The organism is Bradyrhizobium sp. WD16, assembly GCF_024181725.1.
In the GTDB taxonomy this organism is placed as follows: domain Bacteria; phylum Pseudomonadota; class Alphaproteobacteria; order Rhizobiales; family Xanthobacteraceae; genus Bradyrhizobium_A.
This window is the reverse complement of the sequence record NZ_CP028908.1, coordinates 3,471,505-3,483,675: the sequence shown is the minus strand read 5'-3', so window position 1 is coordinate 3,483,675 and position 12,171 is coordinate 3,471,505. Positions and strand designations below refer to the sequence as shown.

At 63.2% G+C, this 12,171-nt stretch carries 9 protein-coding genes and 2 pseudogenes; 7 read left to right on the top strand and 4 right to left on the bottom strand.

The annotated features are described in order from the left end of the window. Window positions 1-478: 478 nt before the first annotated feature. Entirely contained in the window at window positions 479-2,995 is a 2,517-nt protein-coding gene (locus tag DB459_RS16085) for an EAL domain-containing protein (RefSeq protein WP_253706248.1), read from the top strand. 26 nt (window positions 2,996-3,021) lie between these two features. Here DB459_RS16085 and DB459_RS16080 read toward each other — a convergent pair whose 3' ends face one another. Further along, window positions 3,022-3,168: a hypothetical protein gene (locus DB459_RS16080; protein ID WP_253706247.1), complete on the bottom strand. Its 147-nt coding sequence runs from the start codon at window positions 3,166-3,168 to the stop codon at window positions 3,022-3,024. Between the two features lie 322 nt (window positions 3,169-3,490). Then, window positions 3,491-4,204: pseudogene (locus DB459_RS16075) on the bottom strand (outer membrane protein). 329 nt (window positions 4,205-4,533) lie between these two features. Between DB459_RS16075 and DB459_RS16070 the strand changes: the two are divergent. The 3 genes from DB459_RS16070 (at window position 4,534) to DB459_RS16060 (ending at window position 6,747) form a co-directional block, all read left to right on the top strand. Then, the gene (locus DB459_RS16070) at window positions 4,534-5,505 is read left to right on the top strand and encodes a S1C family serine protease (protein ID WP_253706246.1); all 972 of its coding nucleotides are present in this window, start codon (window positions 4,534-4,536) and stop codon (window positions 5,503-5,505) included. Between the two features lie 173 nt (window positions 5,506-5,678). Further along, window positions 5,679-5,981, top strand: coding sequence for a hypothetical protein (locus tag DB459_RS16065; RefSeq protein ID WP_253706245.1), 303 nt, complete (start codon window positions 5,679-5,681; stop codon window positions 5,979-5,981). A gap of 553 nt (window positions 5,982-6,534) precedes the next feature. After that, window positions 6,535-6,747, top strand: coding sequence for a hypothetical protein (locus DB459_RS16060; protein ID WP_253706244.1), 213 nt, complete (start codon window positions 6,535-6,537; stop codon window positions 6,745-6,747). A gap of 109 nt (window positions 6,748-6,856) precedes the next feature. Here the strand turns inward: DB459_RS16060 and DB459_RS16055 are convergent. Continuing rightward, window positions 6,857-7,210 (bottom strand): annotated as a pseudogene (locus tag DB459_RS16055) (alpha-amylase family glycosyl hydrolase); the annotation flags it as partial. A gap of 89 nt (window positions 7,211-7,299) precedes the next feature. On the opposite strand from DB459_RS16055, the gene DB459_RS16050 reads away from it, so the two are divergent. Together DB459_RS16050 and DB459_RS16045 are read left to right on the top strand one after the other, a co-directional pair. After that, window positions 7,300-8,886 (top strand): alpha-amylase family glycosyl hydrolase, encoded by a 1,587-nt coding sequence (locus DB459_RS16050; RefSeq protein ID WP_253706243.1) that lies wholly within the window; start codon window positions 7,300-7,302, stop codon window positions 8,884-8,886. A gap of 99 nt (window positions 8,887-8,985) precedes the next feature. Then, window positions 8,986-10,578 (top strand): S10 family peptidase, encoded by a 1,593-nt coding sequence (locus DB459_RS16045; protein ID WP_253706242.1) that lies wholly within the window; start codon window positions 8,986-8,988, stop codon window positions 10,576-10,578. 43 nt (window positions 10,579-10,621) lie between these two features. Here the strand turns inward: DB459_RS16045 and DB459_RS16040 are convergent, their stop codons facing one another. Further along, a complete protein-coding gene (locus DB459_RS16040) occupies window positions 10,622-10,885 on the bottom strand; it encodes a hypothetical protein (RefSeq protein ID WP_253706241.1) in 264 nt (87 codons plus the stop codon). 350 nt (window positions 10,886-11,235) lie between these two features. On the opposite strand from DB459_RS16040, the gene DB459_RS16035 reads away from it, so the two are divergent. Beyond that, entirely contained in the window at window positions 11,236-12,006 is a 771-nt protein-coding gene (locus tag DB459_RS16035) for a gamma-glutamyl-gamma-aminobutyrate hydrolase family protein (protein WP_253706240.1), read from the top strand. Window positions 12,007-12,171: the final 165 nt, after the last annotated feature.

Here is a 12,171-nt window from a genome sequence, read left to right as displayed (position 1 = left end):
CGAACCGGCCGCCGATCGAACGACCGAAAAGCCGGTCGGATGGCTTTACAAAGCGGCAACCATGTTTCCGTTTCAGTCCCGCCACTGAAGCACATCAACGGGCGCAGTTCGATGGTCCCGGGATGCGGATCGCCGCAGCAATGTTGCCGACAGATGGCAGGCTGCAGCGGGTAACTCCCGGCTAACCGATAATCCTTACTCAAATTCCATTTGTACGAGTTACTTCTCGAAGCCCGAGAGGGGCGGCAGCATGTCGGAGCGGGACGGTACGCAGAGCGGAGTTGCCACAGGGCAAGATGGCATCGCGCTGCGAGTGCCGGTTGCCAAGCCCATGCCGGCGCCGTGGCACAGTCCGACCCGATGGATCATCGCCTGCGGCGTCCTTCTGATCATCACGATCGCGATCGGCACAGCGATAATGGTGGCGCAATTTCGCGATCGCGCCTTGCAGAGCAGCGCCCGCGAACTCAGCAACACCGTGTTGCTGGTGTCGCGACACTTCGACCAGCAGTTCGACGATCTCCAGGCCGTGCTCAGGCAAGCAGCCGACGCGCTCTCCGGGTTTGGCGGCAACGGCGACGACCGCCGCCGCGCCCTCGCCTCTGAAGAGACCCATGCTCTCCTCAAGTCCAAGACTCATGGCTTCGGCGATGTCACCAGCATCAACGTATATGATGCTACCGGCAAGCATGTGAACTCGTCCGACGCGTGGCCGGTCCCTCGCTTCGGTATCGAAGACCGCAATTATTTCAAAGAGCACAGGCAAGCCGTCGGAGAGTCCCCAACCGACGTCGAAGTCGCGAAAAGCCGGGTGACGGGCTCCTGGAGCCTGATCTTTTCCCGACGCATCACCGGGTCAAACGGCGAGTTTCTCGGTGTAGTCACCCGCTCGGTGACGTCGGCGGAGATTGAAAGCTTCTTTGCCTCGGTGACGCTCGGCGACAAGTCATCGATCGTAATGTACCATCGCGACGGCACCATGGCCGCCCGACATCCGCCGGGAGAGGGCCTGATCGGACGCAATTTCGCTGGCGCTCCCCTGCTCGGGCTCGCTGCCCGAACCGGACGATCCGCCGGGGTCGCTCGGGTGAAGAGCCCGATCGACGCTCAGAGCCGGATCGGCGCCGTCATCAATCTCGCTAACCATCCATTATTGATCGCAGCCACGACCACCGTCGATGCCGCGCTCGCCGACTGGCGCCACCAGACCCGCAGTCTCATCGTGGCCGCCGGCTCGTCTGCCCTGATCATCTCCGCCATGCTTTACCTGATCGTACGGCATATCTCGCGGCAGCATGTACGCAGCCGTCAGCGCCTCGCGCTCGAGAAGCAGCGTCTGGATACGGCTGTCAACAACATGAGCCATGGACTTCTGTTGTTCGACGCGAGCGGACGACTGATCGTCTGCAACCACCGCTACCTCGACATGTTCGGCCTGTCGGACGACGTGGTGAAACCCGGCTGCACGCTGCGCGAATTGCTCATGCACCGCAAGACCCGCGGCGGTTTCGAGTCCAGCATCGACGAACACCTTGGGGAATTCTGGACCAACCTTGCCCGCGGTATCCGCTGGCAATCGGAAATCGAAATCGGCGACTCGACGATGCTGTTCGTCTACACGCCAGTGGCGGAGGGCGGCTGGGTGACGACGGTGGAGGACATCACCGAACGGAAGCGAAGCGCGAACCGGATCGAACATCTGGCGCATTACGACGCGCTCACCGACCTGCCCAATCGCACACTGTTCCGCGAGCGGCTGGAATCTCAGCTCGCGAATATGGCTGCCGGACAATGCGCAGTTCTCTACATCGATGTCGACGAATTCAAGAGCATCAATGACGCGCTCGGCCATCCGGCGGGAGACGAATTGCTCAAAGTCCTGGCCGGACGACTGAGAAACAGCGTCGGCGAGAATGGCTTCGTCGCCCGGCTCGGCGGTGACGAATTCGCCATCGTCCAGACCGGGATCACCCGCCGGGGCGATGTCGTGGCGCTGGTCAACTGCGTCCACGAGGCCATCCGCTGGCCTTGCGATTGTCTGGGCCACCAGATTTCCACCGACGCCAGCATCGGTATCGCTATCGCGCCGGGTGACGGCACCGACCTCGACCAGCTGCTCAAACACGCCGATCTCGCGATGTATGCAGCCAAATCCGACGGTCGGCGTACGCACCGGCTCTTCGAACCCGTCATGGACGAAAAGATAAGGCTCCGCCAGCAGCTCGAGCAGGACCTGCGCCAGCTTGTAAACACCGGCGACTTCGCCTCGGGCGGTTTCGAAGTCTACTATCAGCCGCTGGTCGCGCTGCGTAATGACGAAGTCACCGGTTGCGAAGCCCTGCTGCGCTGGAGGCATCCTCAGCGCGGTCCGATATCGCCCGGCGAGTTCATTCCCCTCGCCGAAGATACCGGCATGATCGCGCAACTTGGCGACTGGGTCCTCGCCACCGCCTGCTCCGAAGCAGTCTCCTGGCCCAAGGGCGTCAAGGTAGCGGTGAATGTTTCTCCGGTCCAATTCCGCAGCCGAACCCTGCCCCTGTCTGTCGCTGCAGCCCTCGGCTCTTCCGGTCTGGCCGCCGACCGTCTCGAACTCGAAATCACCGAGGCCGTTCTGATCGACGACGTGGGAGCAGCGCGTGACGCACTCAACCAGCTCCGGGCACTGGGGGTCCGTACCGCTCTCGACGACTTCGGGACGGGCTATTCCTCGCTCAGCTACCTGCAGAGTTTTCCGTTCGACAAGATCAAGATCGATCGCTGCTTCATCAACGAAATCGTCGATACTGACGGTTCGTCATCGATCGTCCAGGCCGTCGTGACCATCGCGGCTTCACGCCGGATGATCACCACGGCCGAGGGAGTCGAGACCGAGATTCAGCGCGACCGGCTGCGAGAACTCGGCTGCACCGAGATGCAGGGCTTTCTGTTCAGCCCACCGCTGCCTGCGGAGGCTCTCCGCAAGCTTCTGCTGCGCCATCGGATCGCTGCGGCCTGACGGTCCGGCAATCGCCGCGCAGCGCTCTACAGCGCGCGAAGCACCGTCCACATCACGTAGACGTCGCCCAGCACGAACAAGCTGAACAGCACGAACACGGCAAGAAGGTAGAGCCTCGGGCCCGCATTCTTGCGCTCCGCCACGCTCACATTCCATTCCGGTCGGGCCAGCATGAGAGCCTCCATCGGTGCAGAGACAATCTAGTGTCCCGTCTCCGAATTACCGCTTCGTTTGCCTCACCCTCACACGGTAATTCGGAGACATCGGGACACTAGCAAAATCAAAAAGCTAGTGTGGCTTATGTCTCGCAATTGCCTACAGGGGCTTGCCGCAAAGGGCATAGGCAATTGCGAGACGCCACACTAGGCCGCGGATCGGCATTGAGGTGTGATCTGGCTCACAACCGGTGTTTACGGCGCCAGGAGCGGTCCTCGACGCAACAGGCCCGGCTGAGAGCCGGGCCCGCGCGAGAGACACGGCAGCACGGCCGTGCAATCAACCGCCCCAGTTGAAGCGGTAGTTGATCCCCGTCTTGATGGTGTGCGCGTCGGTGCGACAGCTCACCGATGCCGGCGCCAGTGTCGCCGGTGCCACCGGAATGGTCACGTCCGTATTGCCAAAATTGTAATACTGGTACTCGATCTTGCCCGACCAGTTCCGGGTGAGCAGATATTCAAGGCCGCCGCCGACCGTCCAACCCGTGTTGTCGCGGCTCGAATTGAAGGCGACCGGCAGGCCCGTCAGAGTGTCATAGACATTCACGTGGTTGCCTTCGCGAAACGCGACGCCGCCCTTGGCATAGAGCAGTGCAGGCCCCCAGGTGTATCCGAGGCGGCCGGTGACGGAGCCGAGATTGCTGTTGCGATCGGAGATCGTGAAGCCGCCAGGCAGAAAATCGACCGCCGTCGTCTTGCGATCGGTCCGCGAATACTGGCCTTCGATGCCAAGCACCCAATTGGTGTTGAACTGATAGTCGGCGCCGACCTGAACACCGCCGAGGAAGCGGCCATCGCAGCCGAAGAAATCATTGCTGCCGTTGAGGGCACCCCCGAGATGCCCGCCGATGTAGAATCCGGTCTAGTTGTAGAGGACCGCGGGCGGAGTGACCGGCGGAGGCGCCTTGGTGTAGGTGCGAGCAGGCAGATCAGCCGCGTTCGCGGCCGAAGCGATAGCGACAACCGAGGCGGTCGCGAGCAGCAATCGTTTCATGAGCTTTCCCCGGTGACGTGAACGAGTGACGCGTAACCAGTGACGTGGACAAGCGCCCCGAAAAGGCGGGGCGACAAAGCCGCGCCAAATGGCAATCCTGCCGGACACCCGCAGCAACTTGGCGCGTTCCTGCGTCTCCCATCTTTCGCGGCAGCTGTGGTTTTGGCGCAACGCCTTGTTCCAGCTCCGGAACTTGCTCTGAACCCGTCTGCACGCCGGCTTGCCACCTCCACCTTGAGAGGCGAAAAATCTGATCGCTTGACGGAGCAGAACCGTACTCCCACCTTGAGCCGAGGATCCGGCAAGCAGTTCGTCCTCAGGAGAGCCGAATGCCGTCGATTGCAGAATGGAGCCTGCCACTCGCCATGCAGCCCCGCCCCGAGGAATATAGCTTCGAGCTCGAACGGACCCTCAGCGCTATCGTCGGCGTCCACGCGCTGATCCCCGACGATGCCTTCACCGCAGAGCCCCTCGGGACCGAACGCGCCGGCAACGGGGTCGTGATCGACGACGGCCTCGTCCTGACGATCGGCTACCTGATTACGGAGGCCCAAACCGTGTGGCTGCACCGTGGCGACGGCGGCGTGGTGGAGGGACACGCCCTCGCTTATGACCATGAGACCGGGTTAGGTCTGATCCAGGCGCTTGGACACCTCGGGGCGCCCGCACTGCCGCTTGGCAGCTCAGCCGTATCGTCCGTCGGCCAACAGGTCGTGATCGGCGGCGCAGGCGGCCGCAGCCATTCGCTGGCAGCCCGGATAGCCGCCAAAGAGCCCTTTGCCGGCTACTGGGAATACGCTCTCGACGAAGCGATCTTTACCGCCCCGGCCCATCCGAACTGGGGCGGCACCGGGGTCATTTCAGCCAATGGCGACCTGATCGGCATCGGCTCCCTGCAGCTCGAACGGGGCGAAGGGAACTTGACCGAACACCTCAACATGTGCGTGCCGATCGACCTTTTGAAGCCCATCCTGCCCGACCTGACGCGGTTCGGCCGCGCCAACCGGCCGCCGCGACCCTGGCTGGGCGTCTATGCGACCGAAATGGACGACCAAGTGGTGATCGCCGGCGTGGCTTCGAAAGGACCGGCGGCCCAGGCGCAGCTCAAGACCGGCGATGTGGTGCTGGCGGTGGGCGATGCGCGGGTCAACTCCCTGGCGGAATTCTATGGACATATCTGGGCCCGTGGTACGGCCGGCGTAGGCGTGCCACTGACGCTGCACAGCAAGGGCGTGACCATCGACATCGTGGTCAAATCCTCCGAACGGGCGAAATTCCTGCTGACCCCGCGCTTGCATTAGCAGCCCTCGTTCCGACGGCTCGTTCGACCTTTCCCCTCCAAGCCCGGTCCACCGAACCTCCAGGACGCGGGCGGCGGTGACGCCATTGCTGCAGATCTCTCGCCTTTCGGAACAAGGCACAAGCCTTTGCATTTACTCGCAGCATCGGCGACTGACCGCGAAAGGATCGCCCCATGCGCCACAAACCGAAATTCTGGGCCAGGACAAAGACCGGCGCCGGCAGGATCGGCCAACCGGCGTCAAAGAGCCGTCCAACCTTACTGGTCCTGCTTGGTCACTTCGCTATGGGAGTGGCCATCGGATTGGCTTTTGCCCTGGTTCTCGCGACGGACCAGCGCTTCGGTATCCGCGAATTGATTATGCGCAGCGCGACTCCGGAGGCCAGCCTGCTGATCTTGTTGGGCAGCTTCGGCGCGATGTTCGGAACCGGAGCAACACTGACCGGCCTCGTCCTCATCATGATGGATCAGGAGTGACCGACCGCCTCGCCGGCCGCTTTCTTCGCGGACGCAGTTCCTCTACTGCCTGATTTTGCGGTGCAGGACGTCCGCCAATTATCGACCAGGCTCATCGGCGCACTGCTATTCGCTCCCGCTGCCTGCTGGACGATTCTGGCAATTTCGTCGGCTGCCGCCTGCTGTGACAACGCAGCTGCGATCGTCGAAGGTTTGCCGTAGCCGCTTCAGAGGCCGTCGAGGGTTTCAGGCATGGCCCCAGGCACCAGTTTGCGTGCTTGCCGCAAGCTGGAACGACCTCGCTGTCGATCCCGACCGATTGGAGCCTCTGGGCTATCGTGCCGGCGCTCATGCCCCCCCCCCCCCGCTCCTCTCGCAGCATGGCAATGCTGCGATGATGGCGCAGGCCGTATATCGACCGGATTCCGTTTGAGCTAAACTCAAACCAAAATTGCCAACACTTTTTCACGGTCCGCAGGGCATTGGCGATGGCAACGAGTCGTGACGTCTTTTTTGAACCTGTACGACAGCGCCTTGGAGATGCTCTCAGTCCGCAATCCCGTGGGAGTCCATCATGCCCCGATTCATCGTTCGCTTCCTGAAAGATGTTCTTGGCGAAAATGGCCATTGCGTGGAGGTATGCCAAAGCAGTCTGGAAATCGAGGCACCAGACGGCGCCGCGGCGGGCGAGCGCGCCAAGCACATCTTCTGCATCGATTGTGATCTGACCGACTGGTCGCTGCATGCCGACCGCATCGATATCCGCGAGGCGGACTACCCTTCCTGACATTCGCAGCTTCGCACCGTCAGCTGTCAGTCCAGCGCAGGATGTAGTCGAGGCCTCCGACACAAAACCAGCGATAACCGCAGGGCCCGATCGCGACATGGTGCCGACCGTCGCTCCGCACCGCCTGAAACCAGAGATGGCGATCGGAAGTGTGGTGCACGACGAGATCGATGATGACGCGCATGCCGCGCTGCTTGGCGCCGTGGGCGAATTCGACGAAGTCGCCGAGTGTGCCGTAATGCGGGTCGATCCCGTAATAGTCGGCGATGTCATAGCCGTCGTCGCGCATCGGCGAGAGCTGGAATGGAAGCAGCCAGATGGTGTTGACGCCGAGCCCGGCGAGATAATCGAGCCGGCGCAGCAATCCCCCGAAGTCGCCGATGCCGTCACCGTCGGAATCCATGAAGGCGGCAACCGCAATGCAATAGATCACGCCATTCTTGTACCAGAGATCGTCGATCATCCGCACTTGCCGAGTTCGTGTATGAAACCGTCACATCGAGCGGTCATAACGGGGTGTTTCGAACGATTGTTCCAGGAGCGCGAGTAGAAATGGCATCCCGCCCATGGTGGCAGACCGGCACCATCTACCAGATCTATCCACGCTCCTTTCAGGATTCCGGCGCCGACGGTATCGGCGACCTCAAGGGCATCCTGACGCGGATTCCTTACCTGAAATGGCTCGGCGTGGATGCCGTATGGATCTCTCCATTCTACCCGTCACCGATGAAGGATTTCGGCTACGACGTGGCCGACTACTGCGGCGTCGATCCGCTGTTCGGGACCATGGCGGATTTCGACGCCTTGCTTGCCGGCCTTCACGATGCGGGACTCAGGCTGATCCTGGACCTCGTTCCCAACCATACATCCGATCGCCATCCCTGGTTTCTGGAAAGCCGTGCTTCGCGCAGATCCTCTAAACGCGACTGGTACATCTGGCGCGACGGTCGCGGCAGCGGCACGCCGCCCAATAACTGGCTGTCGGAATTCGGCGGCAGCGCCTGGGCCTGGGATGAAGCCACAAATCAATTCTACTACCATGCCTTTCTTGCTTCTCAGCCCGACCTCAACTGGCGCAACCCCGAGGTGCGCTTGGCGATTCATGAGGCGATGCGCTTCTGGCTGCGCAAGGGGATCGACGGCTTCCGGGTCGACGTCATGTGGCACATGATGAAAGATGAGAGCTTTCGCGACAATCCGCCGAACCCAGATTACGACGACAGCAGGCCGCCGCACGAACGGCTGCTGCCGGCTCATTCCGCCGACGTCGCGGACGTCCACGAGGTCGTCAAGGGCCTGCGGCACGTCGTCGACGAATTCGCTGATCGGCTGCTGATCGGCGAAATCTATCTGCCCCTGCACCGTCTCGTCTCATATTACGGCGCGGAGCTCGACGGCGCCCATCTGCCCTTCAACTTCGCCCTGCTGCGAACGCCCTGGCGGGCCGACGAACTGGCGCGGCTGATCACTGACTATGAGGCTGCCCTGCCGGCGGGCGCCTGGCCAAACTGGGTGCTCGGCAATCACGACCGCCCGCGGGTGGCGAGCCGGCTCGGTGCCGAGCAAGCCCGCATCGCCACCATGCTGCTCCTCACTCTGCGGGGCACGCCGACCCTGTATTACGGCGACGAATTGGCGATGCCGCAGGTGGCAATTCCACGGGAGCGCATCCGTGATCCGTTCGAGATCAACGTCCCCGGCAAGGGCGTCGGTCGTGACGGCGTCCGGACACCGATGCAGTGGTCCAGCGCGCCCTTCGCCGGCTTTTCCGTGGTCGAGCCCTGGCTGCCTCTGAGCGACGACTGGACGGAACGCAATGTCGCGGTCATGGAGGCGCAGCCGCGTTCACCCCTGGAGCTGACGCGGCGCCTTCTCGCCTTCCGACGCCGATCTCCGGCCTTGAGTCACGGGATCATCGGCGACGTGGATGCCCAGGACGAGGTGTTGATCTATACGCGGGCCGCTCCGTCCGAGCGCCTCGCAGTGGCGCTGAACCTCACAGCCCGCGATGCCGATGTCGTCCTTCCGTCCGACGGCAGCATCAAGCATTCGACTGCGGCGGACCGTGATGAGGCGCCGATCCCGGCCCGACTGACGCTGCGTCCGAATGAGGGAATCATCGTGCAGCTTGATCGCTGACAATTGCAGCTGATTTGATCACATCATCGTGCATGGGCCATGGTCTCGGTCGACGCCCCCCGCATGGACATCGCGCACCCTTTTTGCTGAGCTTCGGCCATGATCAGAACCACACAACATTCTCTTGCCGCCATTGTGGCGCTTTGCCTCACGCTCGGCACCCCCCTCAGCGCACAGGACAAGTCCGAGACCGGAAAGCCGCCGCCACAAGCGAGCCGCACCGATGCCAACCGTCCGGCTGACCATCCCGGCGATCGCTCGTCCGATCGCGCGGGCGGCGGAGTCCTGGCGCTGCTGCCCGCCGACGCCGTCACCGACCAGCAGCTGCCGACCGATCGCGGCCCGCGGCCGTACACCGCCACGGCCGGTACGCTACCGCTGTTCGGCACCAATGGCGAACGCATCGCATCGATCTTCTACACGGCCTATGTCGCCAAGAATGCGCCGGCCAACCGGCCGATCACTTTCGCCTTCAACGGCGGCCCCGGCGCAGCCTCCGCCTATCTGCACCTCGGGCTCGTCGGGCCGAAGATTCTCGATTTTGGGCCGAGCGGCCGCGATGGCGCCAACGCGAAACTCGTCGATAATCCGCAGAGCTGGCTTGCCTTCACCGATCTGGTATTGATCGATCCGATCGGCACCGGTTGGAGCCGAACCGCCAAGCCGGAAGAGGCCGAGAATTACTATGGTGTCCGCGCCGATGCGCAGGTCATGGCCAAAGCAATCGCGCTCTACGTCGCGCGCAATGACCGCGGTTCTGCGCCCAAATATCTGTTGGGCGAAAGTTACGGCGGCTTCCGCGCCGCCAAGACCACTGAAACGCTGCGCCAGGAGCAGGGTATCCTCGTCGATGGCGTGATCATGCTGTCGCCGCTGATCGAAGGCCCTCTGGTGTTCGGCGCCAAGCGCTTTCCGCTCGGTGCGTCATTGATGCTACCATCACTCGCCGCAGCCGAACTCGAACGCCGCAATGCCTTCACATTCGAGGCTCTCGCTGACGCCGAGCACTTCGCCCGCACCGATTATCTCGCCGCCCTCGCTGGCCCTGAGTTGGAAGCCGACGCTGCATCGGCGTTCTATGCCCGCGTCGCCGACTTTACCGGGTTGCCCTCCGACGTCGTCGCCCATGATCGCGGTTTCCTGCGCGATGACGCCATCAAGCAGCTCCGGCGACGTGACGGCGCTGTGGTCAGCCAATACGACGCCGGGCTCGCTGCGCCGGACCCCTATCCGGAATCGGCGTCCGAGCGCGGCCCAGATCCCGTCCTCAGCGGCTTCACCCGGGCCTATGGCGGAGCCTTTGCCGCCTACGCTCGCAACATTCTCGGGTTCAAGACCGACATGACCTACGTGCTCCTCGCCGAGGACATTTCGAGCAAATGGGACTGGGGGCACCACAAACAATCCGCGGCCCAGGCCAGCGCCAGCGACGATATCCGTGAGGCCCTGTCACTCTCGCCGAGCTTCCGACTGCTGATTGCGCATGGCGTGACCGATCTGGTGACGCCCTATGCGGGTAGCCGCTATGTCGTTGATCATCTGCCGACCCGGCTTGCTGCTGGACGGATCACTCTGAAGCTCTATCGCGGCGGCCATATGTTCTACACCTCGCCGGCGGCACGGGCCGCTTTCGCCGCCGATGCCAGATCGTTCTACGCGACGAGCACGGACAAGACGATCGGCCAGAAATGACGCTGTCGCACGAAGCCGCGGCCGCGGCACAGCTGCCGGGACGTCAGATCTCGGCGAGCATCCGTCGCACAGCGCAGATCTGCGACGCCATCCGGGAGCGATGTCGCTCGAGACTTCGTCGCCCCTCGGTCGGCGGCAGCGCATCCAGCACGCCCTGAACGGAGGCGAGACTTCTCTCAAGGCGGGCGACGGTGGCATCGAGCACTGCCACGCAATCTTCCAGCTCGGCCTCCGCCCGGCGATAGCGATCGCAACTCGCTTTCGCATTGAGCGCCTTCCGGTCCGGAAAGGCGATCAGCTCGCCCATCCGCGAATTGGCAGTGTCCGCGCCTGTGCCCAGATTTGCCATGGCGTTTCCCCGATGATGCATTTTCGCCAAGAACCGCGATGTCGCCGCCGCGTTCCTCCGGACAGGGGGTGCTTCGACCGCCAGCGTTAACCGAATCTGGCCGGATCATGCCGGTAATCGCTCAAATTGCGCTCACCCGCCGATCTCTGTGCTGCCGCCGCAGTCGCCGCAGAACGGTATTGCGCATGGCCGAACGGCACCTCTGCACGGGATCGCGAGTTGAACGCCCCCCTGCCGCCGGGCATACTGCCGACCCGCACCGGCCGTGATTGGCGGCTTTTGGCGAAGATGAAGGGAGCGGACGCGGAATGAAGCCAGTGGTCGGCGTGATCGGCAGTGCGCATCTCGTCGAAAACCGGTTCGCGGTCCAGCTCGTCGGCGAGCGCAATCTTCAGGCCGTGGCGGACGTCGCCGGTGCGCTGCCGCTGATGTTCGCTGGCAATCCCGGGATGACGGAAATCGGGGCGCTACTCGAAACCGTCGACGGCATCCTGCTGACCGGCGCCCGCGCGAATGTCCATCCCACCCGATTCGGCGCCGAACCCCATGTTCGCCATGAACCTTATGACGTCCGGCGAGACGACGTGGCGCTGGCCGTCGTCGAAGCCTGCGTCGCCCGCGGCGTGCCGCTGTTCGGCATCTGCCGCGGCCTGCAGGAGATGAATGTCGCCTTCGGCGGCTCGCTCCATCCGGAAATCCGCGAACTGCCGGGACGGATCAACCATCGCATGCCGAGGCTCGAAAGCGGCGAGGTTCACCCCGACCTGGAAGTGGTGTTCGCCGATCGTCATGCGGTCCACCTCATCAAAGGCGGTGAATTCGCTCGGCTGCTCGGCTGCGAGACCATCCGGGTCAATTCCCTGCATGGCCAGGGCATTCTCGAACCCGGCCGTCGCGTGGTGGTCGAGGGCATCGCCGACGACGGCACCATCGAAGCGATCCGCATCGCGGACGCGCCGGGCTTCGCCCTCGGTGTGCAGTGGCACGCCGAATATGATCCGCAGCGCAATCCGATCAATCGGAAGCTGTTCGAGTCTTTCGGCCAAGCGGTACGGCGGCGCAGAAACCGGGGAGTCTAGTGTGGCGTCTCGCAATTGCCTACCGCCTTTGCGGCCAGTCTCTCGTAGGCAATTGAAGGATGCCGCAACGGACATAAGCACCGGGCACGGGCGGGTCGCGCTTCTGCTGGGCCGGCATCGGCCCATTCCCGATCCAGCTCTCCCCACCTTTCGCGCTGCAGGGAA